This window comes from Flavobacterium frigidimaris (genome assembly GCF_002217275.1).
GTDB lineage: Bacteria > Bacteroidota > Bacteroidia > Flavobacteriales > Flavobacteriaceae > Flavobacterium > Flavobacterium aquidurense.
Genome location: NZ_MUGV01000011.1, coordinates 66,017 through 91,789, shown reverse-complemented (window position 1 = coordinate 91,789; position 25,773 = coordinate 66,017). Strand labels below are relative to the sequence as shown.

Sequence of the window (25,773 nt, the reverse complement as noted above, 5' to 3'; positions counted from 1 at the left end):
AGCCATTCTTCAAATTATAAGTAATAAGTGAATACAAAGCCCTATTTTTTTCAGTCTTTTGCAATTGTCGCACTGGCATTTATCGCCTTTATTGGATTCAAACAAGTTTTACCGAATAAAATCTTTTCGGATAGTAAAATAGATTCTAAAAATGTATTAATCGACAGTATGCTTTTAGAGTCGGTTGCTAATGACTCATTGTCTCTTGAAAGCGATAGTATTGCCGAAGCGGAACAACAAGAAGCTCAAAAAGAAATTGTTTTTGAAAATACAGAAGGAATCGAATTTCCATCAGAAACTTTTGAAAATTATAAAGGATACCAATATCTGGTTTCGTTTTACGAGAAATTATATCAGCTAGAAAAAAATCCACAATCTAAAGTTCGAATTGCGTATTATGGCGATTCTATGACCGATGGTGATTTAATTGTTCAGGACGTAAGAACCAATTATCAGGAACGTTTTGGTGGAAACGGAGTTGGGTTTGTATCCATCACTTCAGAATCTGCAGCTTCCAGAGGCTCAGTAAAATCAGTTTATTCTAAAAACTGGAAGACACAATCCTACCTAAATGTCAAAAGACCAACAAGTCCTTTTGGAGTAAACGGTCATGTCTTTTTTGCAAACGATAAAACCAATCCAACCTGGGTTCAATACGAAGCAGGGACAAATAAATATGCAACGACTTTAGATAATCCAGTATTGTTTTATGGAAAAGCAGCCAAAAGAGGAAATGTGAATTTTATTATTGGAAAAGATACACTTAAGAAAAATCTTGTTCCAAGTAATTTGGTTAACAGTTTAAAAGTAACTTCAGGAAGTATAAAAGCATTCAAAGCTAATTTTGTGCATGCCGATTCTATTCCGATTTATGGTTTCAATTTTGATAATGGAAGCGGAGTTCACGTAGATAATTTTTCGCAAAGAGGAAACTCAGGATTACCAATTTCAATGTTTGATGCTGATGTTATGCGCGGTTTTAATAACAGTCTAAAATATGATTTGGTTGTTTTGCATTATGGAACCAACGTATTGAATTATGGTACCAAAAACTACTATTGGTATGAAAAAGGAATGAAAAAAGCCGTGAATAAAATAAGAGAATCATTTCCGGGAGTTTCTATTTTGATTGTTTCAACTGCTGATAAATCAACGAAATATGATTTGGAAATGAAAACGGATTCAGCTGTCGTTCCTCTAATGAAAGCGCAAAAAAGATATGCCTTAGAATCAGAATCCGGATTTGTCAACTTATACACTTTAATGGGCGGAGATGGATCGATGGTAAAATGGGTCGATGAAACGCCGGCAAGAGCCAATAAAGATTATACTCATTTTAATCAGCGTGGTGCAAAAGCAATCGGAAAATTATTGTACGATCAATTGAATAAAGGTTACGAAGAATACAAAATATTGCGAGAGAAACGTGATGTTGTTTCGCGTCAGCAAAGAGCCGCACGAAAAGCAAACACAGATTCTATTGCTGTAAAAAATGATAGCGTATATGAATAAACTAATTATTTTCTTTTGTTGTCTTTTTTTATCTGCAAATAATAAAGCACAAAAGACAGCCCCACTTCCAATAACGAAGCCTATGACTAGTAAAACGGATACCACTACAGTTGATTCTTTTTCTGAAGATAAGATGTATAATGCAAAAGTGTTGGAAAGCATTTTTAAGAAATTAAGTGAAAATGAGAGCCAGAAAAGTCAGAAGATAAACATTGTTCATATTGGAGATTCTCATATTCAGAGTGATTTAATGACCAATGAAATTAGAAAAAATCTACAACAACGATTTGGAAATGCGGGACGAGGGTTGGTTTTCCCTTATCAATTAGCCAAAACAAACGGATCTTATAATGAACGTTTTCGTTCCAACAGAACCTGGGAAAGTTATCGCAATATTCATCCTCATAAAAATTATCCTGTTGGTTTAAGCGGAATTGGACTTTGGAGAGATAGTGGCGGATTTGCAGTGGAACTGAATGTGAAAGATCCGGCATACAAGTTTAATTCGATTAAGATTATTACACCTCAAAATCAGAATATGTTTGATTTGGCAACATCATCTCAAACCAATATTATTCAATCGACAGAGCGAAAAGTAATTACGCATAAAATAAAAAAAGGAGAAGCAATCTCTACAATTGCCGACAAATACAATATCTCCGTTACAGATATTAAAAAAGCAAATGGTTTAAAATCCAATAACATTCGTGCCGGAAGAACATTGAAAATACCAACGAACGAGACAAAACCAAAAGCAATCAAGAGTTCGGCGTTTGTTTCTTTGGAGGTAGAATCAGATTCATTTTGCCATTATTATAATTCTGAAAAAGCATTAGATAAAATCTTTCTAATTCCAAATAAGGACGCTACAAAATTTGAACTAAACGGAATTGTTTTAGAAAAAGATACACCCGGAATACTTTACAGCAGCATTGGAGTAAACGGAGCCAAATTTTCAGATTATAATAAATATCCGTTATTTTTTGAACAGTTAAAAGCGTTGCATCCGGATTTACTGGTTTTTTCTTTAGGAACAAATGAAAGCTACGATCACATGGAAGCTTCGGCTTACATTAAAGAATTGCGCCAGTTTATAAAAAACATAAAAGATCAAAATATTAATGTTCCGATAATTGTAATGACGCCGCCACCTTCTTTTCTTAAAGCAAGAAGACCTAATATTTACGTTCATGAGTATGCGAAAAGTATTCTCGGAATTGCTAAAGAAGATGGTTTCGCCGTTTGGGATTTATACGATGAATTTGGTGGAATGGAAGGTGTCCGAAAATTAAAAGCAGAAAAATTAATTGGTCCGGACTATGTTCATTATTCCAAAAAAGGATACGAAAAACAAGGAAACTTGTTTACACAGGCGTTTTTTAAAGCATACGATAATTTTAAATTAAAAAATTAAGTTGATTACAATTGATAGCATAAATAATTGGTTTGTTCAAAACTTTGGGGAAGTTACTTTAGAACAGGCTAAAAGCTGGTTTATTTATAATCCAGACGAAAAATTATTATTTAATACCGGTTTGTTCCTGGGATTATTTCTGGTTTTTTATTTTGTGTATGGCTTTTTACGCAAGACATTTTATTTGAGATTAACCTATGTTATTCTCTTTTCGCTTTTCTTTTATTATAAGTCAAGCGGAATTTACTTTTTACTTTTGTTACTTTCCTCGGTGGTCGATTATGGCCTGAGCCAGATTATTTACAACACAGCAAAAGACAGTACTAAAAAAGTATATTTGGTCATAAGTGTAATCCTGAATTTAGGATTGCTGGGGTATTTCAAATATATGAACTTTATGATCGTGACCTACAATGATATGTTTAGCGGTCATTTTGCGCTTCATAATGTTTTTCTTCCGGTCGGAATTTCATTCTATACATTTCAGTCAATGAGTTATATTATTGAAATTTATCGTGAAGAGATTAAACCGACAAAAAATTATATCGAATATTTATTTTTCGTTTCGTTTTTCCCGCAATTAGTTGCCGGTCCAATTGTACGCGCAAAAGATTTCCTGCCTCAGATTTATCAAAAATTAAACCTGACCAAACAAGATGTAAACAACGCTTTGTTTTTGATTATTGGAGGTTTAATCAAGAAAACCGTAATATCAAATTACATTTCGATCAACTTCGTAGATCGTGTTTTTGATACACCGATGAATTATACGTCATTCGAAAATTTAATGGCTTCTTATGGATATGCCATTCAAATTTATTGTGACTTTTCAGGGTATTCAGACATGGCGATCGGAATCGCTTTATTATTAGGATTCAAATTGCCGGCCAACTTTAGAACACCTTATAAATCGGTTTCTATTACGGATTTCTGGAGAAGATGGCACATCTCATTGTCCACCTGGCTGAAAGATTTCTTATATATTTCAATCGGAGGAAATAGAGAAGGTTCATTCGCCGGATTCTTATTCCCAAGTTTATTCTTCTTCGGATTATTGCTTTGGGGAATTACCAACATCAATACCAGTTTCATTCCACTAACAATTGCCATTGGTTCAATTGTTGTTTTTTGTCTTTCGTTTTTGCTTTCAAAAAAGAAAAATCAAACGTTGGTCACCAATTTCAATTTGTTTACTACAATGCTTTTAGGAGGTTTGTGGCACGGAGCCGGAGCACAATTTATCGTTTGGGGAGCTTTACATGGATTAGCATTAGCCGTTCATAAAATTTTCATGGAACTTTTTCCTTCCAAAAAAGAAGGCCCAAGTTGGTTATGGAGATTCTTTTCGATCTTAATCACATTCCACTTCGTTGTTTTCTGCTGGATCTTTTTCCGCGCCAGAGATTTCGAAACAGCATTACAAGTTATAAACAATATTGGTCAATTAACTTTTGAGCCAGAAAATTGGAAAGCGATAGTTTTAGGATACAAAAATGTATTTTTATTAATGTTGTTCGGTTACGTTTGGCATTTCTTACCAGAAGTTATCACAGACAAAATGAAATTCGTTTTCGACAGAACGCCATTATTATTAAAAGCAGTAATTCTGGGCTTTGTTTACTGGATCGTTTACGCAACAGCAGTTGCGGGCTCACAACCGTTTATCTACTTTCAATTCTAATTATAGGTTCAAAGGAACAAGGTTACAAAAGCGCAAAGGTTTATTCTTTGCGCTTTTAGTTTATAGCCACGGATTAAATGATTTAAATGATTTTTTAAATCTGCTTAAATCTTTTAAATCTGCGTGAAACAAAAAAACTTTACGACTTCGCGACTTTGCGATCAAAAAACATTGCGAAACTAGTGTAGATCTTTGCGCACATTGCGGTTAAATGCCCTTAAATAAAAATTGCCTGAAATATCTAATTAGATTATCTTTGCACTTCAAATAAAGAAAATAGTATGTTTGATAATTTAAGTGATAAGTTAGATAAAGCGTTCCATATATTAAAAGGACACGGTAAAATTACAGAAGTAAACGTTGCCGATACCTTAAAAGAAGTTCGTCGTGCCTTATTAGACGCCGATGTTAACTTTAAAATTGCAAAGGATTTTACAACCAAAGTAAAAGAAAAAGCAATAGGTCAGGACGTTTTAACAACGCTTCAGCCAGGACAATTATTGGTGAAGCTGGTAAAAGATGAGTTGACCGAATTAATGGGTGGCGATGTTGCCGGAATTAATCTTTCAGGAACTCCATCTGTGATCTTAATGTCAGGATTGCAAGGTTCTGGTAAAACAACTTTCTCAGGAAAATTAGCCAACTTTTTAAAGACTAAGAAAAATAAAAAACCACTTCTTGTAGCGTGTGATATCTACCGTCCGGCGGCGATTAACCAGTTGCATGTTGTAGGAGACCAAATAGGTGTTGAGGTTTACTCAGAACCAGAAAATAAAAATCCTGTTGAAATTGCTCAAAACGCAATCAAACATGCAAAAGCAAACGGTTTCAATGTTGTTATTGTCGATACGGCTGGTCGTTTGGCAGTAGACAAAGAAATGATGGATGAAATTGCTCGTGTTCATAAAGCAATCCAACCTCAGGAAACTTTGTTTGTTGTGGATGCCATGACAGGACAAGATGCTGTAAACACAGCAAAAGCCTTCAACGATATTTTAAACTTCGACGGAGTTATCTTAACAAAATTAGATGGAGATACTCGTGGTGGAGCTGCAATTTCGATTAAATCGGTTGTAAACAAACCAATCAAATTTGTCGGTACAGGCGAGAAGATGGAAGCAATTGATGTTTTCTATCCAGATCGTATGGCCGAGCGTATCCTTGGTATGGGGGACGTTGTGTCTCTTGTAGAAAGAGCGCAAGAGCAATTTGACGAAGAAGAAGCAAGAAAACTTCAAAAGAAAATCGCTAAAAACGAATTTGGTTTTGATGATTTCTTAACGCAAATTCAGCAAGTAAAGAAAATGGGTAATATGAAAGACTTGGTCGGAATGATACCAGGTGCTTCAAAAGCCATGAAAGATGTAGAAATCGAAGATGATGCTTTCAAACATATTGAAGCAATCATTCACTCGATGACGCCAATCGAAAGAAGTAAACCTGCCATTATCGACGTAAAAAGGAAAGCCAGAATCGCTAAAGGTTCGGGAACCAAAGTCGAGCAAGTAAATCAGTTAATGAAGCAATTCGACCAAATGAGCAAAATGATGAAGATGATGCAAGGTCCGGGCGGAAAAAATCTGATGAAAATGATGGGAGGCATGAAAGGAATGCCAGGCGGAATGCCGAGATAATAAAATTAAAAGTTTCAAGTTTCAGGTCTCAGGTTTTGAGACTGAAATTTGAAACTTTTTTCAATAAAATATATATGCGTTTCGCGTTTAACGTGAAACCTGAAACTTTAAACTTGAAACAAGAACAATGCAACTACTAGACGGTAAAAAAACAGCAGAAGACATTAAAAACGAAATCGCAGCCGAAGTTCAATCCATAAAAGCAGCAGGAGGAAAAGTACCTCATTTAGCAGCGGTTATTGTGGGAAGCAATGGAGCAAGTTTAACTTACGTAGGAAGTAAAGTAAAATCTTGCCAGCAAATTGGTTTCGATTCAACTCTGGTAGCTTTGCCTGAAGATATTACAGAAGAAGCTTTATTAGCTAAAATTAAGGAATTAAACGAAGATGATAATCTTGATGGATATATCGTTCAGTTACCTTTGCCAAAACATATCGACGAGCAAAAAATTCTTTTAGCAATCGATCCTGATAAAGATGTTGATGGTTTTCACCCAACAAACTTTGGAAGAATGGCATTGGAAATGGAGAGTTTCATTCCTGCAACGCCATTCGGAATTATGGAATTGTTAGAGCGTTACAAAGTAGAAACTGCTGGAAAACATACCGTAGTTATTGGAAGAAGCCATATCGTAGGACGTCCAATGAGTATCTTAATGAGCCGTAAAGGAAATCCTGGAGACTCAACAGTTACGTTAACACACAGCCGTACTAAAAACTTAGCCGAATTCACTAAAAATGCTGATATCATTATTACGGCTTTAGGAGTTCCTGAGTTTTTAAAAGGAGATATGGTTAAAGACGGAGTTGTTATTATCGACGTTGGAATTACTCGTGTAGAAGATGCATCAAACGCAAAAGGCTACGTTATAAAAGGAGATGTTGCTTTCGACGAAGTAAGCAAAAAAGCCTCTTTTATCACGCCAGTTCCGGGTGGAGTAGGACCAATGACCATTGCGATGTTACTTAAAAATACATTGCTGGCTCGTAAAATGAGAAGCGCCAGAAAATAAGATTTCATAAAAATACCAATAAACAAAGCCTATTCGAAAGAGTAGGCTTTGTTGTTTTAATATATAATTAATACTTTAAAGTTTTTTGTCTTAAAAATAAAAGATACTTTTGCCACACTTAAAAAAAACTTCTCCAAATGGACGATTATTATTCGTTAGTATTTAATTAAAGCGGCTTTTGAAAATTTCAAAATGCTGCGATAACACCTGTATTTTTGAAATGAAAGCCTTTTACACAAACAATAACGGATTAATCGAAATCCCAAAATGGACGCCTAACTGTTGGATTAATATTGAAGATCCATCAGAAACCGAAAAAAAATACCTACTAGAAGAACTTCAAATTCCCGAAGCATTTTACAATGATATCGAAGATATCGACGAAAGACCACGTATCGAAATCGAAGACGGCTGGACGCTGATCATCATGCGTGTTCCCATAAAAAGTAATGATATTAAACTTCCTTTTCAGACCATTCCGCTCGGCGTGATTTTTAAAGGCGATATTTGTGTAACAATCACTTTTTACAAAACAGAAATCATCCATGATTTTATGCTGTATTCCAAACGGAAAAACATTCAGGTTAAGGATAATCTCGACTGGGTTTTGAGATTACTGCTTTCTTCAAGTGTCTGGTACTTAAAGTATCTGAAACAAGTCAATCAGAAAATAAAACTGGCCGAAGATAATTTGGAGAAATCCATTAAAAACGAAGAACTACAGGCCCTACTTCAAATCGAGAAATGTTTAGTATTCTTTATTACTTCGCTAAAAGCAAACGATGTTTTGTTTCAACGCATTAAAAATCTAAAAGCATACAAAGCAGATTATGATTTAGATTTGCTCGAAGATGTCGAAATCGAATTAAGTCAGGCACAGGATACAGCCAATATTTACAGCAATATCCTGACCGGAATGATGGACGCTTATGCCTCCGTAATTTCGAATAATATGAATAACATCATGAAGCAAATGACTTCAATTTCTATTATTTTAATGATTCCGACATTAATCGCCAGTTTATACGGAATGAATGTCCCAAATGGTCTTGAAGAAAGCAAATACGGCATTTGGATTCTTCTTTTAGTTTCTGTCGTGCTATCCGCTTTTGGAGTGTTTCTTTTCAAAAGAAGAAGATGGTTTTGATTAAAAATTGAAATAATAAAGTATAAGGCCTGTTCATTTGAATAGGCTTTTTTGTTTTATAATCTGGGCGTGACCGTATTTACAAAAGGCGCTACTTAACATACCGCTTATGTGCGCCTTTCGCAAATACGGTCGGGCTATCCATGCTACTTCGGTAGCTTACTCCTATCCCTCACGCGACTCTCCGTTAATAAGAAGTTCTAATTTTCTTTTCGGCTTTTTTAATTGAGAATGGAAATATATGTAGTCCCTTCAGGACAAAAAGAGTAGCTATAATTGTTTACTACCAATATCTAACTCCTAACGGAGTATCTCGTAGAGATTAAATGTTGGTAGAAAAAACATTCAAGAAACCGCAAATTATCCCTAGGGATTACAGATTTTAGATAAAGAAAACCTATTCAAAGGAAAAAAAAAAAGCACCATAAAAAAATCACCTTTTCTACTTGTCAATTCAAAATAAAATATAACTTTGCAATACAAAGTACTTTATTTATGAATCAGAAGCACCAAGAAGATTTAGCACATATTCGTTCCATGATGGAACGCTCTTCAAGATTTATATCCCTAAGCGGACTTTCAGGAGTTTTTGCCGGACTTTCTGCTTTAATTGGCGGATTGTATGTTTATCAATTGTTTAAGATAAACGGAGTTGATTATTTTGGTCAGGGAGGATATGATGAGGGAGGATATGATGAAGTAGTACGTACAATTCCATTTAAATTGGTTTCAGAACTAGTTGTGACCGGAATTGTTATTTTGGTTTGTGCATTTGTGTTTGGATTGGCATTTACAATCAGAAAAAGTAAAAAGTATAATTTACCTATTTGGACATCGGCTACAAAAAAAATGCTTTTTAATCTGGCAATTCCATTAACAGTCGGCGGTATATTTTGTTTGTCACTTTTATACCATCAAAACTATGGTTTGATAGCACCTGCAACTTTACTTTTTTACGGATTGGCACTTATTAATGCTGAGAAATATACTTTCTCGGATATTAAATATTTAGGATATTGTCAATTGATTTTAGGAAGTATTTCTCTTTTTTTTATTGGATATGGTTTAGTTTTTTGGATCATTGGATTTGGTATTTTGCATATCTTGTACGGATTAATAATGTTCAAAAAGTATAAATAATCCACGCAATGGGAATTATTGATAAATTAAATAAAGATTTTGAAAGCCGTGTCAGATTGGGAATTATGTCCGTTCTGATGGTGAATGAGTGGGTAGATTTTACCGAAATGAAAACCTTGTTAAATATTACAGATGGTAATTTAGCCAGTCATGCTTCAGCACTTGAGAAATCAGAATATATTGCAGTAAAAAAGGAGTTTGTTGGCAAAAAGCCAAAAACTTCGTACCAAGTTACACCTAGAGGACGTGCGGCTTTTAAAGAGCACTTATCATACCTTGAAAAATTAATGAAATCGTAATAACTATATTTTTTTATCTAAATACTTTGAAACACAAAGTACTTTTAAATCTTAAAACAATGAAAAAACACCAAATTATTCTAGCTTGCAGTTTGATTTTTACACTGCTTTTTTACAACGAGTCAATGGGAGTGAACCTCGCTATTTTTGGACTATTATTAACCGGATTTATCTGTTACTTCTTTCAGGATCGGTTCATAGATAGATCTCATTTGATTTTAGTTGTGACTTCGGTTCTGTCCTGTTTGGCTTTTGCCTGGTATGGAGATTTTGCTTCTTTTCTGGCATTGGCAATGTCAATTCTGTTTTTACAGTTTAAAACGCAGGATCCTAAACTGAAAATAGTTCAGATATTTCCACTTGTATTTTTAAACGGAATTACTTCATTGGGGCGCGTTTTAATGTTTAAACAATGGCTTCCGGAAAAGAAAATCCATAATAACTTTGCTAAGAAATTAGTTGCTTTCTTTGTTATCCCGGCTATTTTTTTAATCTTGTTTTTTATAGTGTATTCATTCGGAAGTGATCATTTCTCTTCTTTATTTACAGATTACACTTTAGATATCAATCTTGGAAACCTTATAATAATTGGTATTCTCGGGTTCTATATTTCATTTAGTTTCTGGAATTACTGGATTCCTGAAGTTTGTTATGAAAAAAATGAGCTGCTGGATAATGATTTTAAGAACATAATCGAAGTAAAGAATCAAAATACCTTTTCATTTCTTGATCTGGACTTCGAGAGAAAGAGTGGTGTAATTACTTTGATACTATTAAATTTCATGCTTGTGGTATTTATTGTAACCTACAATTACGAGCAATTTTTTGAAGTAGTAGAAAAATCTAATTTAAGTGCCGATACGCATCAAAGAGTAAATTCAGTAATCTTTTCAATTCTAATGGCGGTTGGGGTGATTGCCTTTTATTTCAAAGGCGGATTCAATTTTGATAAAAAAGCAGTTCACCTTAAAACACTGGCTAAAATTTGGATTGTCTTAAATGGTCTTTTGATCGTAAGTGCTTTTCTAAAAAATTCAGAATATGTTTCCTATTTCGGATTAACATATAAACGATTAGGAGTTTATGCTTTTCTTACTTTAGCTATTATTGGTTTGGTGTATGTGTTTTTTAAAATAAAAAAACAAAAAACAAATGCCTATCTCATCAACCAAATGGTATGGTATTTCTATGCGACAGTTCTTTTATGCAGTTATGTAAACTGGGGAAATTTAATTACGAATTACAATATTTCAGTAAATAAAACCGTAGAACCTGCATTTTTAAGCGATTTGAATTTTAATGATGAAGCCCGAAGAGCCTATTTTTTAAAGAACAATTTAGACGGACAAAAAACCGAAATCAGAAGAGAAGAAACCATTGAAGAATATCAAAACACTACGTTTTTATCGAAAGCGTTGTATTATGAGTTTTTAAATAGTAAAAGATAATAAAGATAAAAGATCCCATTAACTGTAGTTAGTGGGATTTTATTTTAGTTTAACGATTAAAATTCTTCAATAGAAGAAAATTTCTTACATTGTAATGTTTTAGAATATTTAATTTTAAACATAACTTATTATTGTGATTTCATGGTTTATAATTATGTCTTTCATTTTATATTAAAGCAACATCTTAAAGTACTGTAATACATAATGGAAGATTTGGAACATCAGATTAAGAATGAAAAAATTCGTCAAGAATGGATTGAATATAGGAATTCCGTACTTGATAATAAAAGCAAGAGCCAAGACGATTTTGAAAAATATATAAATATTTTAGCATCAGGAGGCCTTGTGCTTTCATTAACTTTCTTTGAAAAAATTGTCCCTTTAACACAAGCAATTTTTAAACCATTTGTTATAATCGGAATGTTTTTAATGGTTATAACTTTATTGTCAAATTTATATTCTCATTATAAATCTATTATTGATTCTGATTCAACAATAAAAGAGATTGATGAAGAAAAATATAATGATATTTTTAGAAACATAGATAAAAGAAATAGAAAAATTAACAGATTGAATCAGGTTTCAATTTGGGCGTTAATTTTTGGAATAATGTGTTTAATAATCTTTGTAGCAATAAATATATATCATATGAATAACGACAATCAAAAAGTACAAGAAAGGCCTAATCATCCCAGCCCGTCTATAGAAAGACAAGAGAAAGGAAGAACTACACCACCTCCTCCAAGAAATAATCCATCGCCAAATCCGAAAAAATAATATATGAACAAAGATGAATTAAATAAAAAAAGTAGAATTTTATCTGATATAGTAAAGAAATTAGATATTTCAGAAACAAGTCGAAATTTTGAGCAAAGGATAGTTGCAGGTCGCGCAACTCCAACGCCTTCGTTTTCAATAAAACCGAAGGAGGTAATTGTCAAACCTACAAAAGATGACGAAAAATAAGATTAAAGTGATTTATATTAGATATATTTTTTTAAATATAAACATAAAAAATCCCATATGCATTCATCTGCAGATGGGATTTTTGTATAATAATTAAATTCTAATAATCTCCTTTTTTCTTGAATCGGGGATCGTGTTTTGAAATAAATTCTGTTCTTCTGGTTGGAGCAGTTTTAGGACTTTCTACTTTTGGTAAACTCGCTTCCTCCGTTTTACTCGATGGCTCAATCAAATGATTCAATTCTTTGATTTCATCATCAGTCAAATCACGGTATCGACCTACAGGAACATCTAAAGAAATATTGATAATTCGGATACGTTTCAAAGCCGTTACATCATAACCCAGATATTCGGTCATTCTACGAATCTGACGGTTTAAACCTTGCGTTAGAATAATTTTAAAAGTGTATTTACTGATTTGTTCTACTTTACATTTTCTGGTTACAGTATCCAAAATCGGAACACCATCTCCCATTCTTTGTATAAAACGATCCGTAATTGGTTTGTTTACGGTAACTGTATATTCTTTTTCGTGATTATTTCTGGCACGTAAAATCTTGTTTACGATATCACCATCATTCGTCATAAAAATTAATCCTTCACTGGCTTTGTCCAATCTTCCAATCGGAAAAATACGTTTTGGGTAATTAATATAATCGACAATGTTATTTCGAACTTCTAAGTTGGTTGTACACTCAATGCCAACCGGTTTGTTGAAAGCCAGATAGACCAATTTTTCGTGTTTCTCTACGATCAATTTTCCGTCGATGCGTATTTCATCATCCGGCGAAACTTTAGTCCCCATTTCAGGTACAACTCCATTTATTGTTACGCGTCCTTCTTCAATTAACTTATCCGCCTCGCGACGAGAACAATAACCTGTTTCTCCAATAAATTTATTCAGACGTTTTAAATTCTCTTCCATACTGCAAAAGTAGGCAAAATTTAAATTTTAGACTTTAGATTTTAGATTTTAGATTGTGGGAGTTCTTAGAATTTTAGATTTTTATACAATATAGCTAAAGCTCCATCGGAGCACTACGTTTATAGCTAATTCACAAATTCAGTAATAAAAGCTCCAGCGGAGCGATACTTATATTATGCCAATATTAACATTTCGCCCCACTGGGGCTTGATAATTCGCTTTAATCATTTTCTATAAACATATTGTCCCGCGGGGACTTCCTTTTATTTCTATCCTATTTTGATCAAGATAAAAACCTTAGAATCTTAGTATCTCAGAACCTTAGAACCTTCTATCTATGAAAACCAGAACTATCGCTAGGCGTCTCCTTCCGATCAAACATCCCATAATCTCTCACAACATGAGCAATTCTCAACTGATAATCTTTAAAAACTTCATTTCGTCCCTTTGCCTGAGCATGACGATGCATTTCTAAATTTCGCCACTGCTGAATGCTTTGCTCATCTTTCCAAAAAGATAATGACAAAACTTTTTCAGGATTACTAAAACTCTGAAAACGCTCTATAGAAATAAATCCTTCAATGTGATCCAATTCTGGACGCAGACTTGCCGCGATATTTAAATATTCTTCTTTTTTTCCTTCGTTTGGAATAACTTCAAAAATTACAGCTATCATGATTTTTTATTTTAATTATTGAACTGAAAGCCAGATTTTTTTTGGCAATCTGGCATTTATTAGTGGTTCGTATTGAATTTGATTTTCTAACAACGAAATCGATTTGTAATTCTGAAACAAATACCAAAGTGCTTCAGTTGCCAAATGAATGGAAAAATATTTAGCCAGACACATATGACCGCCAATTCCGAAAGTTAGATTTTCGGTATTATTTATTCTTTCAATATCAAAATTCAGAGCGTTCTCAAACTTTTGAGGATCTCGGTTGGCAGAAGCCAAAATAATTAATATCGAATCACCTTTTTTAATTTGGCTTTCGCCGATGCAAAAATCTTCTTTAGCAATTCGTCTTGTATTATGAATTGGCGGATCAAAACGCAAAGTCTCAATAACCGATTTTTCTATTTCGATTCTATTCGAAAATGTTTTATGTTGAATAATTTGCAATAACGAATTACTCAGAATCCCACGGCCAGCATCAAAACTCTGAAGACATAAACCTATAAAATTACTGACTGCAATTGTGTTAATTTCTTCTTTTGAAAGATTATATTCATTCGAAAGTTTCATTAGTAAAGAATCATAGAAAGGTAGTGTAGAAAGATGTTTTTCAGCTATCAAATAAAGTTTTTCAGAAGTATTATTTATAAGCTCTATCTGTTCTTGTGTTTTCTGCGGAAGCATGATTTTGGTAAAAGACTCTATTTTCTCTGAAATAAATTCACAATCATTTTCTTCAAAACCCAAACTTTTTAAAAGGACAAGAATGGGGAGTTTTTTACAAACGGAGTCAACCCAGTCAATTTTATTTCCAATAAAACCATTTTTAAGTAAAGATGAAATGATTTCGCTCATATCAATTGTTTTCATATTTGAAAACAAATGCATTGCAATTTCTTTTGCAATGTCATGCTGCAGACCATTTGATAATCGGGTCAAATTACCAAGAATTTTTAAGCTATATTCGTTTAACTGCTGTTCGTTATTTGGATTTACAACCGGAATTTCGGTTTTTTCATTTTTCAGAATTGCAACGCAATATTCATAAGAATAAATCGCCCAGATTTTGTTGGTTTCGTCCCAATAAAAAGGGCTTTTATCCAACATGGCTTTATAAATGGAATAGGGATCCTGAACGTCGGACTGAAGGAATAAACTAGAGGTCATTGTGTTTGTTTTTAGCAAAGTTATTTAACTTTACAAGTGAATAGTTCAGTCTGTATTTAACTATGAAATAAAATGGAAGATCAGTTTATAAAAACGGCAACCTTAATTGGCGATGCAACCCGTGCGTCAATTTTATGGAATTTACTTGACGGAAGAGCGTTTACAGCAACCGAATTAGCCATTGCTGTTGAGACATCGGCGCAAAACATCAGCATGCATTTAGGGAAGCTTTTAGAGGCAGATTTAATTTGTGTTGAAAAACAAGGCCGTCATAAATATTACAGATTTTCGAATAAAGAAGTTGCCTACGCCGTTGAAGCAATGGCGAATCTTATTCCCAAACCTAAAGATCCTGTAAAAAAGAAGTCCGAAGAATATCCTCCAATAAAATATTGCAGAACTTGTTACGATCATCTGGCTGGAAAAATGGGTGTCGCCCTGGCAGATAGTTTATTAGAACAAAAGATAATTATTGAAAAAAATGGTGCTTTCGAAATTAGTATTGACGGAGAAAAATGGTTTTCAGATTTCGGAATTAATCTAGAAGAAGCCCAAAAACAAAAAAGAATCTTCTTAAAGCCATGCCTGGATTGGAGCGAAAGACGAAATCATATCGCTGGCTCGATTGGGGCTTTATTATTAGACAAAATGATAAATGAAGACTGGCTCCGAAGAACCAAAGATTCAAGAGCCATAGCCATTACAGGAAAAGGGGAAAAGGAGTTGTTGAAGAATTTTAAGATTGTTGTTTAAAAAATGTTAGTGCCTTAGCGACTTAGTAGCCCAGAACCTTTAGAGCTTTCAGAAAATAAAAACTCAAGAACCTTCTCATACAATTCATCGTCATGCATGCCGTGGCCCAAACCTTCGGTTTCAATAAATTGACTGTTCTTCCAGTGACTTGCAATTTTCTTTCCTTCTTCAAAAGCAACAATTTTATCTGAGGTGTCATGCGCAATTAAACCAGCAACATTAAATTCAGATGCAAATCGTTGTCCGGAGAAATCTTCGAGTTTAAAGTTAAAACGTTTCATGAATTTGCTTTCTAAAAGTGAAAGCATTTTAGTGTTCAAACTTAACATAGAAATATAATTGTCAATCAATGTTTTTAATTCTGAAGGCGCTCCCAAAATCACCATTTTATTAATGCTGGTATTCGGAAATAAATATTGATGATAAACACAAGCTGCGCCACCAATAGAGTGTCCAATAATAATTTCCGGCTGATATTTCTCAACCGCCTTATTTATAAATTCAGCGTAAAGCGGAACATTAAATTCTTTTCCACTGCTTTGCCCGTGCGCAGGTGCATCGATAGCAATTATGGTACTTCCTGATTTTTGAAGATGTGGCAAAGTTTTTTTCCAGCGCGAAGCATTGCTTTCCCAACCGTGAACGAGCAGGATTTTAGTTTCGTTTCCTTTCCAGATATAGGTTTGAAAATGATGTTCATTATGATGAAACGTTTCCGTTTCTGTATTTTTTAGAATTTTTGGTAAAGTCTCTTTTTGTAATCTTCCAATTCTTGGTTGGCTAAAAAGAGCGTATGAAAGTTCAACGGCTTTTTGAGGGCGAACATAACTCAGGAAGTTGATATATTGTCCGACTGATTTTAATGTAATGAAACGAATTCCTTTTTTAATTCCCACAACTTAATTTTTTTTAAAGGTAAAAAAATGAATGCTAAACTCGCTATAAAAAGTTTTGCCACAGATTAAAAGATTAAAAAGGATTTTATCTCAAGGCTTGAGTGACTTTCCATCTGTGTTAATCTTTTAATCTGTGGCAAAAATAATAAGCAAAAAAAAAGTCCCGATTAGATCGGGACTCTATTATTTAGAATTTAGAGAACAATTGTTCCATTTTTTCTTTTTCTTCTTCAGCTAATGCGCTGTCAACTAAAATTCTTCCAGAGTGCTCATCAGTGATGATTTTCTTTCTTGAAGCAATTTCTACCTGCGTTTGAGGTGGAATTGTAAAGAATGATCCTGCAGAAGCTCCTCTTTCGATAGATACTACCGCTAAACCATTACGAACACTACTTCTGATTCTGTTGTAAGCAGCTAATAATCTGTCTTCAATTTGACCTGAAAACTCAGCAGATTTCTCAGATAAGAAGATTTCTTCTTTTTGAGTTTCAGCCATAATAGCATCAAGTTCAGATTTTTTATGTTTTAAATGAGAACTTTTTGCGTCAAGTTTTTCTTTTAAGTTAGAAATAACTTCCTTTTTATGTTCGATAGAAGCTTTCATTTCTTTGATTTGCTTTTCAGCCAATTGAATTTCTAATTCCTGAAATTCAACCTCTTTAGTCAAAGAATTAAATTCTCTGTTATTACGAACTGATTCTTGTTGTTTTGTGTATTTTTTGATAACCTCTTTGTGCTCATCAATAGCATTTTTCTTTGCTTTGATAAGATCTTCAATCACTTCAAGTTCACTTTTCAGTTTCTCTGAACGAGTGCTCAAACCTGCAACTTCATCTTCTAAATCTTCAACTTCTAAAGGAAGTTCTCCTCTTACGTTTCTGATTTCGTCAATTCTAGAGTCAATAAGCTGTAAATCGTATATTGCTCTTAACTTGTCCTCAACACTTAATTCTTTCGTATTCGCCATATTCTATAAGTACTTAACTGGATTTGTATTTTCTTCTGATAAAATGATGGCAAAATTAAGGATTTTTTTTCGAAGATAATCAACAATATAGTTTTTTGTATAGCGTTCGCTCTCAAAATGACCAATATCTGCTAAAAGTAACTTGTTTTCGGCTTCATAAAACTGATGGTATTTTAAATCAGCAGTTAAAAAAGCATCGGCACCAGCCTGAATTGCATTTTTGATAGCAAAACTTCCAGAACCTCCCAAAACCGCAACTTTCTTTATTTTTTTTCCTCTAAAGGCTGAATGACGAATTCCGTTGGCAATCATTTTATCTTTTACGAAAAGCAAAAAGTCTTTTTCGTTCATTGCATTTTCAAATTCTCCAATCATTCCTAAACCAATATTTTGATGCGAATTTTGAAGTTCATAAATTTCATAAGCCACTTCTTCATAAAGATGATTGTCAAAAAGAGCTTTTAATACGCTGGATTGTAAATGTTTTTCAAAAGTAACTTCAATTTTTATTTCTTCGGTTTCGGTTAATTTATGACGTTTTCCAACAACCGGATTACTTTTAGCATTGCCTTTGTAAGTTCCAGTTCCGTTTGAGTTAAAACTACAATTATCGTAATTCCCGATAGTTCCGGCACCAGCATCAAATAGTGCCTGACGTACTTTTTGTGCATTTTCAGGCACAGTATAAGTAACTAATTTTTGTATAAAATTTTGCTTCGGAATTAAGATTTTTGTGTTTTCCAATCCTAATATATCGCAGAATATTTTATTAACTCCAGCCGAATGATTATCAAGAGCAGTATGAACAGCATAAATGGCAATATCATTTTTGATCGCCTTTAAAATGGCACGTTCGACATAATTTTTACCGGTAATTTTTTTGATTCCGGAAAATAAAATAGGGTGAAAACAAACTACCAAATTGCAGTTTTTCTTAATGGCTTCGTCAATTACATTTTCCAGAGCGTCATGACAAACTAAAATTCCTGTGCTTTTTGTTTCGGAATCACCAACTAAAAGTCCAACATTGTCAAAATCTTCGGCGTAAGCCAAAGGAGCCATTTCTTCCAGAACTGCAATTATATCCTTAATTTTCATCTTCTTTTTGTTTCAGGTTTCAAGTTTCAGGTTTTATGTTTTACGATGCGCCTGAAACTTGAAACAAATTAACGAAAAAAATTATACTTTCGTAAAATGAATGTACTTCGAAAAATACTTTTTCCGTTTGCCATTTTATACGGATTCATTACTTCAATTAGAAATTTTCTTTTCGATAAAGGAATTCTTAAATCAACTTCATTTGATATACCGGTAATCGCCGTTGGAAATTTAAGTGTGGGCGGAACCGGGAAAACACCTCAAATAGAATATCTGATTCGATTATTGTCTGATAAATATAAAGTGGCCACTTTAAGTCGTGGCTATAAGCGTAAATCTGAAGGTTTTGTTCTGGCTGATGGAGCTTCAAATGCTGAAATTCTTGGTGATGAACCTTTTCAGTTTTATCAAAAATTTCCAAAAATTCAGGTGGCAGTTGATGCAAACCGTACAAACGGAATAACGCAATTACTTTCGCAAAAAGAAAAACCAGAAATTATTCTGTTAGATGATGCTTATCAACACCGAAAAGTAAAAGCCGGATTTTACATTCTGCTAACTTCTTATGGGGATTTATACGCAGATGATTTTATGTTGCCAACCGGAAATTTGCGCGAAAGCAGAAGCGGAGCAAACCGTGCCAATATTATTGTTGTAACAAAATGTCCAAAAGATTTATCGGATCAAAAGCAGGAAGAAATTAGATTGAAATTGAACTTAAATTGTTCGCAACAAATCTATTTTAGTTTTATAGATTATGATGATGCGATTTATAATAAAAAGGAGAAAATTGCTGTAAATGATATTAAGGCAGAAGTAAAAATACTTTTAGCCGGAATAGCAAAACCAAAACCGTTTTTTGATTATTTAAAAAATGTAAATGATGAATGTCTGACTTATCCGGATCATCACCATTTTTCAGATTCTGATTTAGATGAAATTCAAAATAGAGCAACCGGCAAAAAAATCATTACTACAGAGAAAGATTACGTTCGCTTAAAGGATTCTAAACTGCTCCCACAATTGTATTATCTTCCTATAAAAAGCACTTTTATCAATCAACATCAAAATTTTGAAGCGACGGTTTTGGACTATATTAAGAAAACCTTAGAACCTTAGTGTCTCAGAGTCTTAGCCTCTTAAAAAAACTAATCAAAAAACTTCGCAATTATACTGTAGAATTCATCCGGAACAAAAGGTTTTGTGATTACATCGTTCATTCCGTAAGACAAAAGCATATCTCTGTTTTCATCAAGCGAAATAGCTGTTAAAGCAATTATTGGCGTGGTTTTGTCAAATTCCCTGATAAGTTTTGTTGCAGTTGTTCCGTTAATGCCTGGTAAATGTACATCCATCAAAACCATGTCAAAACGTTTCACTTTTAAAAGCTCTACGGCTTCTTCGCCATTATCGAGAATTTCACAGCAAATAGCCTTGTTTTCGAGCATTTTTCGCGTAATCATTTGATTGATTTTGTTGTCCTCGATCAGTAAAATTGATTTGTGTTTTAATTGCTTGTCGCTGTATGGTTTTGCTTCTTCAACCACTACTAATGGTTCGTTGTTAATGCTGAAATTTAATTTAAAAGTAAAGGTTGATCCTTTTCCAACTTCACTTTTTAGTTTTATTTCACCTCCTAAAAGTTCTATTAATTTTTTTACGATAGTAAGCCCTAAACCAGTTCCTCCATATTTTCGATTCACTTCGATAGAACCTTGCGAAAAACTTTCAAATACAGTTTGCAATTTGTCTTCAGGAATACCAATTCCGGTATCAACAATTTCAAAATAAACTGTAGCATTTTCTTCTTCTATAGCATATAATTTTGCAATAACATTGACATGTCCATTTTGAGTGAACTTGAGCGCATTATTAATTAAGTTTAATATGATTTGAGATAATTTTGTTGGATCTCCATTTAAATTATCTGGAATTGCCTCGTCAATTTCGAGATTAAAGTAGTTTTTGTTGGCGGTTGCCAATTCTTTTAAGGAGCTTTGAATATTGAATAAAAGTTCTTTTAAATTAAAACTTATGTTTTCAATTTCCACTTTAGTAGACTCGATCTTATTTATTTCAAGAATTTCGTTTATAAAAGTAGTAAGATAATTCCCTGAAAATTTTAAGGATTCTAAATACTTAAGCTGGGTTTTTTTCGGATTGTCTTCGAGTAGTAAATGTGTTATTCCGTTAATAGCATTCAATGGTGTCCGCAGCTCGTGACTTACCGTTGATAAAAATTCAGATCTTGCTTTTGATGCTTTTTCAGCTTTGTTTTTAGCAAGAATAAGCTCTTTGTTTTTTTCTCTCAAAAGTAAATTATTCTGATTTCGAATAATATTGTTTTTATATAAAGCCAGACTTAGAAGTGACAAAATTGAAATCAAAGCAATAGCCAGAATACTAACTAATTTTGAATATCGATAGGTTTTTAATTGTATTTTTTCTTCGCTTTCACGTTTAAGCGTGTTGTTTATAGACTGTGTTTTTTTGAATTTTTCATACTCATTAAGGTCTAGTTTGGCATTTTTTAACTTAAGAATATAATTTTCAATCTGGTAATGTTCATCAAGATAAGAGTAAGCAAGGTCAAAATTTTTCTGTTTTTTGTAGTATTGGCTTATAGCTAAAATGATCTTTGATTTTTGATCCAGATTATTGTTCTTAACGCTATAATCTAAGGCATTATCAAAATACACAAGAGCAGAATCATTTCGCTTAAGTTGTGTTTCAATTAATCCGAGTTGATAATACGAATCTGTTTTGGTTTTAATAATTTTTGGGCTATCCGGTTTTTTTATTATTTTTTGAAAAGTTTTAGCAGCAAGAGGCAGATTTTTTCCAGCCTTTAATGCCATTGCTTTCTGATAATTTAAAACTTCTGCATGGTCAACAAGTTTTAATTGTTTTAGCAGGTTGTCAGCCTTTTGGTAGTAAACATTAGCAATTTCATAATTGCCTTTGGCACTATTTGATGCGCCAATATAATGCAAGGCAAGAATCTTGGTGCAGGTTGGTTTTACTTTGTCAAATAAGGAAACACTTTTATGAAAGTTTTTTAGCGCTTCATCATATTTTTGCTGATTGTAGAAAATTTTGCCCAGCTTGAAAGTTTGATTGGCTAAATTTTCGTTTTTGCCATTTGTTTGACAAAAATCGATTGATTTTTTGGTGTAAAAAACAGCCTGATTGAATTTTTGCTTGTCAAGATTTGAGTTGGCTAACTTATTATAATAGGAAATGCTATCTGTATTCTTCTTTTGAGTTTGAGAATACAAAAATGAATTAAAAAAACAAACAAGAATAAGAAGGTGGTATTTCATGTATGGCAATGCTTTTACAATGAATTCTATGTTTTTCTTATCAGTAAAATCAAATCTATTAATCTTGATGAATAACCAATTTCATTATCGTACCAACCCACAACTTTGACCATTTTATCAATAACGGAGGTAAGTTGTGCATCGAACAAACACGAATGTGTATTGCCAATTACATCGACAGAAACAATAGGATCTTCTGTATAATCTAATATTCCTTTTAAATTTGTTTTTGAGGCTTCTTCAAATGCTTTATTAATTTCTTCAATCGTGACAGCGCGCTTTACATTAAATGTAATGTCTGTCAATGAACCGTCTGGAACAGGTACACGAATACCACAACCTCCGATTTTTTGATGCAATTTAGGAAAAATTTTTGTTAATGCCTTAGCTGCACCTGTAGTTGTTGGAACAATTGACTGACTTGCACCTCTTGCTCTGCGTAAATCCTTATGTGGTTGGTCATGAAGGCTTTGGTCCGTTGTGTATGAATGTATCGTTGTAATGTATGCTTGCTCGATTCCGCACAATTCTTCAATGATTTTAATCATCGGAGCAGCATTGTTTGTGGTACAACTTGCATTCGAAACAATTAGTTCATTTCCATCTAAAATACTATCATTTACCCCTAAAACAACTGTTTTTATTGTATCAACTTCTGAGGGGGCTGAAAGAATTACTCTTTTTGCTCCAGCTTCAATATGTGCATTTAACTCTTCATGCGTTTTGTATTTTCCTGTCGATTCTATTACAAAATCAATAGAATGGCTTTTCCAGTCTAAATTTGAAATGCTTTTTTCATGAAAAAAGGCCACATGTTTTTCGTCTACAATAATACCTTCTTCGTCGTAGCTTACTTTAAAAGGTAAAACTCCATGAATACTGTCGTATTTTATCAAATGCGACATGGTTTTATTATCAGCAATATCATTAATTGCAACTACTTCAATTTCTGGGTGGTTGATAAGAAGGCGAAATAAATTTCTTCCGATTCTTCCAAAACCATTAATAGCAATTCTTGTTTTCAAGCTAGTTGTTTATTCGGTAAATCGTTTATTTGTTTAATTGATTGAACAATTAAACAAATAAACGGTTAAACGTTTTTATAAAATATGTTTTTGTGCTTTATAAGAAGAACGAACCAAAGGCCCGCTTTCGACATGGCGGAAACCTAATTCCAGACCAAATTTTTCATATTTAGCAAATTGATCCGGTGTTATAAATTCTTTTACAGGTAAGTGTTTTTTACTTGGTTGCAGGTATTGACCAATGGTTACAACATCAACATTTGCATTACGCAAATCGGTCATGGTTTGAAAAACTTCTTCTTCAGTTTCACCAAGTCCCAGCATAATACCAGATTTAGTTCTGTTGATTCCTTTTTCTTTTAAATAACGTAAAACTTCCAGACTACGATCGTATTTTGCCTGAATACGCACTTCGCGTGTTAAACGACGAACTGTTTCAACATTATGCGATACTACTTCAGGATTTGCTTCTACAATTCGGTCAAGATTTCTTTCGATTCCCTGAAAATCCGGAATTAAAGTTTCAAGCGTAGTGTTTGGGTTCATTCTGCGAATTGCTTTCACAGTTTCAATCCAGATAATTGATCCGCCATCTTTTAAATCATCTCTGTCCACACTTGTAATTACAGCATGTTTGATGTTCATTATTTTTATTGAACGCGCTACTTTTTCGGGTTCGTCCCAGTCCACCGTTTCTGGTCTTCCGGTTTTTACACCACAGAATCCGCAAGAACGGGTACAAACATTTCCTAAGATCATAAAAGTGGCAGTTCCTTCTCCCCAACATTCTCCCATATTTGGGCAACTTCCGGAGGTGCAAATAGTGTTTAGGCTATATTTATCAACTAAACCACGAAGTTCAGTATATTTTTGTCCAATTGGAAGTTTAACCTTTAACCATTTAGGTTTTCCCGTTGGTATATTTTCAATGACTGTTTCCATATATCAAAATTCAAAGTACAAAGATAAGCATTGTAGTTTATTTGAGGATTTGTTTATAATTTAATTTGAAATTGTATTGTTACAATTTTGTGAAACTGTTTTGATGAATATTTTATTAAATTGTTAAATCATTGTTTTTAAAAAGTAAGATATGTTCAAAAGCTGTTGTTTTGTTTGTTTATTTTGTCAGAAAGGCTAAGTTATTGTATTCTTCCTACTTTAGCTCATTTAAAATTTATATCTTTATTTGTTAGAAAATGGACATTAAAGAAGTGTAAAAAGGAATATTGTTGTACTACATTTGTTGTTAAATTGAAATAATAAGAAATATGAAAAAGAAATTTATTGTATTAGGAGTTTTATTTGCCTTTTTTGGTTTTAATAAGATCAATGCGCAAATTAATTTTGGAGATAAAGCAATTGGTGCTGTTCAAAAAGGAGTTAGCGGTTTTACATTTAGCAATGCCGATGCTGCTGCATTATCTAAAGCGGCGGTAGATAAACTGGATACTGAAAATGAAATTGCCGGCCCGACAGACGGTTACACTATAAGATTGAATAAAGTTTTTGGAAAATACACTGCTGGAGAAGGTTATACATTAAATTATAAAGTATATAAATTAAAAGAAGTAAATGCTTTTGCAACCGCAGATGGTAGTGTTCGTGTGTATTCCGGATTAATGGATATCATGGATGATAATGAACTACTTGCAGTAATTGGCCATGAAATTGGTCACGTGGCAAATCATGATTCGCAAGATGCTATTAAGGCGGCTTATAAAAAAGAAGCTTTAATGGATGCAGCTGCTTCACAGTCAGCAACTGTTGCCAGCGTTACAGATAGCCAGTTAGGAAAAATAGGAAGCGCTATTATTGATAGTAAATTTAGCCGTAAACAAGAAGCGGAAGCCGATTTGTTTGCGTATAATTTTATGAAGAAGAATGGTTATAATGTAAATGCCGAGGAATCTGCGTTTAGAATTTTAGCGAAAATGAGCGAAGGTGCAGAAGCTTCTTTTATCGATCAGATGATGAGTTCGCATCCTGATTCAAAACAAAGAGCTGAAGATGCAAAAAAGAGAGCAGAAAAAGATGGTTTGTATAAACCATATGTACAGGGGAAAATTGTAAATACTGTTCCGGTTCCGGTTAAAAAAGCTACTACCACTAAGAAAACAACAACTAAAAAGAAATAGTCATTTCTTTTTAAAAAATAAAACCCGACAGATTTTCAAGATGTCGGGTTTTTGTTTTTTTATGATTAACCTAAAACGTGATGTGCTAATACTTTTTGCACTTCATATACGTTCACAGATTTAGTAAATTGTTTTACAATACTTGGTTGTAATTCGCTTGCAACCCAAATTTTTAATTCGGCATCTAAGTCAAAAGTTCCTGCTGTTTCTACACTAAAGCGGGTAATGCTTTTGTAAGCGATTGATTTATATTCTGTTTTGCTTCCTGTGATTCCTTGTACATCAACCAGAATTAATCTTTTATTAGTAAAGATAAAAGTGTCACGGATTAATTTAAAACCCATTTCAATTGATTCGTTATCAGTTAAAAGCTGTCCGTAGTTTTTTAGTAAATCTTCCTGACTTACAGAACCTGCATTACCAAGAAGTGCTGAAAATATTCCCATTTTTTAGTTTTTAATTTTAATAAAATGTTTCTCTTTTTATGAATGGTAAAAGTAATTAAAATAAAAAATAATCTTGTTTCTAAATGATAAGAGATTAAGAAAATTA

General features: G+C 33.2%; 24 protein-coding genes. 14 read left to right on the top strand and 10 right to left on the bottom strand.

Annotated elements, in window-relative coordinates:
• Positions 1-27 precede the first annotated feature (27 nt).
• The 11 genes from B0A65_RS05785 to B0A65_RS05735 all read left to right on the top strand — a co-directional run bounded on the left by B0A65_RS05785 (position 28) and on the right by B0A65_RS05735 (position 12,253).
• Positions 28-1,512, top strand: coding sequence for an SGNH/GDSL hydrolase family protein (locus tag B0A65_RS05785; RefSeq protein WP_074659473.1), 1,485 nt, complete (start codon positions 28-30; stop codon positions 1,510-1,512).
• An 82-nt stretch (positions 1,513-1,594) separates the two neighbouring features.
• On the top strand, positions 1,595-2,926 hold the full coding sequence (locus B0A65_RS05780) for a GDSL-type esterase/lipase family protein (protein ID WP_242670241.1): 1,332 nt from the start codon (positions 1,595-1,597) through the stop codon (positions 2,924-2,926).
• A 1-nt stretch (position 2,927) separates the two neighbouring features.
• Complete coding sequence (locus B0A65_RS05775; protein ID WP_074659475.1) at positions 2,928-4,607, top strand: MBOAT family O-acyltransferase; 1,680 nt, start codon at positions 2,928-2,930, stop codon at positions 4,605-4,607.
• A 281-nt stretch (positions 4,608-4,888) separates the two neighbouring features.
• A complete protein-coding gene (gene ffh / locus B0A65_RS05770; RefSeq protein ID WP_056195625.1) occupies positions 4,889-6,241 on the top strand; it encodes a signal recognition particle protein in 1,353 nt (450 codons plus the stop codon).
• A gap of 127 nt (positions 6,242-6,368) precedes the next feature.
• On the top strand, positions 6,369-7,253 hold the full coding sequence (locus B0A65_RS05765) for a bifunctional 5,10-methylenetetrahydrofolate dehydrogenase/5,10-methenyltetrahydrofolate cyclohydrolase (protein WP_074659476.1): 885 nt from the start codon (positions 6,369-6,371) through the stop codon (positions 7,251-7,253).
• A gap of 220 nt (positions 7,254-7,473) precedes the next feature.
• Entirely contained in the window at positions 7,474-8,400 is a 927-nt protein-coding gene (locus B0A65_RS05760; protein ID WP_074659477.1) for a magnesium transporter CorA family protein, read from the top strand.
• Between the two features lie 495 nt (positions 8,401-8,895).
• Positions 8,896-9,540 carry a hypothetical protein gene (locus B0A65_RS05755; RefSeq protein WP_074659478.1) on the top strand — a complete coding sequence of 215 codons (645 nt, stop codon included), beginning with the start codon at positions 8,896-8,898 and terminating at the stop codon, positions 9,538-9,540.
• A gap of 8 nt (positions 9,541-9,548) precedes the next feature.
• Positions 9,549-9,839, top strand: coding sequence for a winged helix-turn-helix domain-containing protein (locus tag B0A65_RS05750; RefSeq protein ID WP_074659479.1), 291 nt, complete (start codon positions 9,549-9,551; stop codon positions 9,837-9,839).
• A gap of 59 nt (positions 9,840-9,898) precedes the next feature.
• On the top strand, positions 9,899-11,287 hold the full coding sequence (locus B0A65_RS05745; protein WP_074659480.1) for a DUF4153 domain-containing protein: 1,389 nt from the start codon (positions 9,899-9,901) through the stop codon (positions 11,285-11,287).
• A gap of 204 nt (positions 11,288-11,491) precedes the next feature.
• On the top strand, positions 11,492-12,064 hold the full coding sequence (locus tag B0A65_RS05740; RefSeq protein ID WP_074659481.1) for a hypothetical protein: 573 nt from the start codon (positions 11,492-11,494) through the stop codon (positions 12,062-12,064).
• Positions 12,065-12,067: 3 nt separating this feature from the next.
• Complete coding sequence (locus B0A65_RS05735) at positions 12,068-12,253, top strand: hypothetical protein (RefSeq protein WP_074659482.1); 186 nt, start codon at positions 12,068-12,070, stop codon at positions 12,251-12,253.
• Positions 12,254-12,353: 100 nt separating this feature from the next.
• Here B0A65_RS05735 and rluF read toward each other — a convergent pair whose 3' ends face one another.
• From rluF to B0A65_RS05720, 3 genes are all read right to left on the bottom strand, one after another.
• The gene (rluF, locus tag B0A65_RS05730; RefSeq protein ID WP_074659483.1) at positions 12,354-13,178 is read right to left on the bottom strand and encodes a 23S rRNA pseudouridine(2604) synthase RluF; all 825 of its coding nucleotides are present in this window, start codon (positions 13,176-13,178) and stop codon (positions 12,354-12,356) included.
• A gap of 331 nt (positions 13,179-13,509) precedes the next feature.
• A complete protein-coding gene (locus B0A65_RS05725; protein WP_074659484.1) occupies positions 13,510-13,854 on the bottom strand; it encodes an antibiotic biosynthesis monooxygenase family protein in 345 nt (114 codons plus the stop codon).
• A gap of 15 nt (positions 13,855-13,869) precedes the next feature.
• Positions 13,870-15,021, bottom strand: a complete 1,152-nt coding sequence (locus tag B0A65_RS05720) for a cytochrome P450 (RefSeq protein ID WP_074659485.1) — start codon at positions 15,019-15,021, stop codon at positions 13,870-13,872.
• Positions 15,022-15,093: 72 nt separating this feature from the next.
• Here B0A65_RS05720 and B0A65_RS05715 point away from each other — a divergent pair, with 72 nt between their 5' ends.
• Positions 15,094-15,774, top strand: a complete 681-nt coding sequence (locus B0A65_RS05715) for an ArsR/SmtB family transcription factor (RefSeq protein ID WP_074659486.1) — start codon at positions 15,094-15,096, stop codon at positions 15,772-15,774.
• Between the two features lie 14 nt (positions 15,775-15,788).
• Here B0A65_RS05715 and B0A65_RS05710 read toward each other — a convergent pair whose 3' ends face one another.
• The 3 genes from B0A65_RS05710 to B0A65_RS05700 form a co-directional block, all read right to left on the bottom strand.
• Positions 15,789-16,670 carry an alpha/beta fold hydrolase gene (locus B0A65_RS05710; protein ID WP_074659487.1) on the bottom strand — a complete coding sequence of 294 codons (882 nt, stop codon included), beginning with the start codon at positions 16,668-16,670 and terminating at the stop codon, positions 15,789-15,791.
• Between the two features lie 187 nt (positions 16,671-16,857).
• Positions 16,858-17,637 (bottom strand): zinc ribbon domain-containing protein, encoded by a 780-nt coding sequence (locus B0A65_RS05705; protein WP_074659488.1) that lies wholly within the window; start codon positions 17,635-17,637, stop codon positions 16,858-16,860.
• Between the two features lie 3 nt (positions 17,638-17,640).
• On the bottom strand, positions 17,641-18,735 hold the full coding sequence (locus tag B0A65_RS05700) for a Nif3-like dinuclear metal center hexameric protein (RefSeq protein WP_074659489.1): 1,095 nt from the start codon (positions 18,733-18,735) through the stop codon (positions 17,641-17,643).
• A 96-nt stretch (positions 18,736-18,831) separates the two neighbouring features.
• On the opposite strand from B0A65_RS05700, the gene lpxK reads away from it, so the two are divergent.
• The gene (gene lpxK / locus B0A65_RS05695) at positions 18,832-19,854 is read left to right on the top strand and encodes a tetraacyldisaccharide 4'-kinase (protein WP_074659490.1); all 1,023 of its coding nucleotides are present in this window, start codon (positions 18,832-18,834) and stop codon (positions 19,852-19,854) included.
• Positions 19,855-19,883: 29 nt separating this feature from the next.
• Here lpxK and B0A65_RS05690 read toward each other — a convergent pair whose 3' ends face one another.
• The 3 genes from B0A65_RS05690 to lipA all read right to left on the bottom strand — a co-directional run bounded on the left by B0A65_RS05690 (position 19,884) and on the right by lipA (position 24,025).
• Positions 19,884-22,058, bottom strand: coding sequence for a tetratricopeptide repeat-containing hybrid sensor histidine kinase/response regulator (locus B0A65_RS05690; RefSeq protein ID WP_074659491.1), 2,175 nt, complete (start codon positions 22,056-22,058; stop codon positions 19,884-19,886).
• 26 nt (positions 22,059-22,084) lie between these two features.
• On the bottom strand, positions 22,085-23,083 hold the full coding sequence (gap, locus tag B0A65_RS05685) for a type I glyceraldehyde-3-phosphate dehydrogenase (RefSeq protein ID WP_074659492.1): 999 nt from the start codon (positions 23,081-23,083) through the stop codon (positions 22,085-22,087).
• A 75-nt stretch (positions 23,084-23,158) separates the two neighbouring features.
• Positions 23,159-24,025, bottom strand: coding sequence for a lipoyl synthase (gene lipA, locus B0A65_RS05680; RefSeq protein WP_029272210.1), 867 nt, complete (start codon positions 24,023-24,025; stop codon positions 23,159-23,161).
• A gap of 329 nt (positions 24,026-24,354) precedes the next feature.
• Here lipA and B0A65_RS05675 point away from each other — a divergent pair, with 329 nt between their 5' ends.
• A complete protein-coding gene (locus B0A65_RS05675) occupies positions 24,355-25,221 on the top strand; it encodes a M48 family metalloprotease (RefSeq protein ID WP_074659493.1) in 867 nt (288 codons plus the stop codon).
• 65 nt (positions 25,222-25,286) lie between these two features.
• On the opposite strand, the gene B0A65_RS05670 is transcribed toward B0A65_RS05675, so the two are convergent.
• Positions 25,287-25,667: a PH domain-containing protein gene (locus tag B0A65_RS05670; protein WP_026982827.1), complete on the bottom strand. Its 381-nt coding sequence runs from the start codon at positions 25,665-25,667 to the stop codon at positions 25,287-25,289.
• Positions 25,668-25,773 lie beyond the last annotated feature (106 nt).

What these genes read in the sequence shown, in the direction of transcription:
- lpxK (WP_074659490.1), top strand. Translation starts at nt 18,832, where the DNA reads ATGAATGTACTTCGAAAAATACTTTTTCCGTTTGCCATTTTATACGGA.
- B0A65_RS05700 (WP_074659489.1), bottom strand. Translation starts at nt 18,735, where the DNA reads ATGAAAATTAAGGATATAATTGCAGTTCTGGAAGAAATGGCTCCTTTG.
- B0A65_RS05675 (WP_074659493.1), top strand. Translation starts at nt 24,355, where the DNA reads ATGAAAAAGAAATTTATTGTATTAGGAGTTTTATTTGCCTTTTTTGGT.
- rluF (WP_074659483.1), bottom strand. Translation starts at nt 13,178, where the DNA reads ATGGAAGAGAATTTAAAACGTCTGAATAAATTTATTGGAGAAACAGGT.
- B0A65_RS05725 (WP_074659484.1), bottom strand. Translation starts at nt 13,854, where the DNA reads ATGATAGCTGTAATTTTTGAAGTTATTCCAAACGAAGGAAAAAAAGAA.
- B0A65_RS05715 (WP_074659486.1), top strand. Translation starts at nt 15,094, where the DNA reads ATGGAAGATCAGTTTATAAAAACGGCAACCTTAATTGGCGATGCAACC.
- B0A65_RS05740 (WP_074659481.1), top strand. Translation starts at nt 11,492, where the DNA reads ATGGAAGATTTGGAACATCAGATTAAGAATGAAAAAATTCGTCAAGAA.
- B0A65_RS05745 (WP_074659480.1), top strand. Translation starts at nt 9,899, where the DNA reads ATGAAAAAACACCAAATTATTCTAGCTTGCAGTTTGATTTTTACACTG.
- B0A65_RS05780 (WP_242670241.1), top strand. Translation starts at nt 1,595, where the DNA reads ATGACTAGTAAAACGGATACCACTACAGTTGATTCTTTTTCTGAAGAT.
- B0A65_RS05735 (WP_074659482.1), top strand. Translation starts at nt 12,068, where the DNA reads ATGAACAAAGATGAATTAAATAAAAAAAGTAGAATTTTATCTGATATA.
- ffh (WP_056195625.1), top strand. Translation starts at nt 4,889, where the DNA reads ATGTTTGATAATTTAAGTGATAAGTTAGATAAAGCGTTCCATATATTA.
- B0A65_RS05760 (WP_074659477.1), top strand. Translation starts at nt 7,474, where the DNA reads ATGAAAGCCTTTTACACAAACAATAACGGATTAATCGAAATCCCAAAA.
- B0A65_RS05670 (WP_026982827.1), bottom strand. Translation starts at nt 25,667, where the DNA reads ATGGGAATATTTTCAGCACTTCTTGGTAATGCAGGTTCTGTAAGTCAG.
- B0A65_RS05720 (WP_074659485.1), bottom strand. Translation starts at nt 15,021, where the DNA reads ATGACCTCTAGTTTATTCCTTCAGTCCGACGTTCAGGATCCCTATTCC.
- lipA (WP_029272210.1), bottom strand. Translation starts at nt 24,025, where the DNA reads ATGGAAACAGTCATTGAAAATATACCAACGGGAAAACCTAAATGGTTA.
- B0A65_RS05705 (WP_074659488.1), bottom strand. Translation starts at nt 17,637, where the DNA reads ATGGCGAATACGAAAGAATTAAGTGTTGAGGACAAGTTAAGAGCAATA.
- B0A65_RS05755 (WP_074659478.1), top strand. Translation starts at nt 8,896, where the DNA reads ATGAATCAGAAGCACCAAGAAGATTTAGCACATATTCGTTCCATGATG.
- B0A65_RS05750 (WP_074659479.1), top strand. Translation starts at nt 9,549, where the DNA reads ATGGGAATTATTGATAAATTAAATAAAGATTTTGAAAGCCGTGTCAGA.
- B0A65_RS05765 (WP_074659476.1), top strand. Translation starts at nt 6,369, where the DNA reads ATGCAACTACTAGACGGTAAAAAAACAGCAGAAGACATTAAAAACGAA.
- B0A65_RS05690 (WP_074659491.1), bottom strand. Translation starts at nt 22,058, where the DNA reads ATGAAATACCACCTTCTTATTCTTGTTTGTTTTTTTAATTCATTTTTG.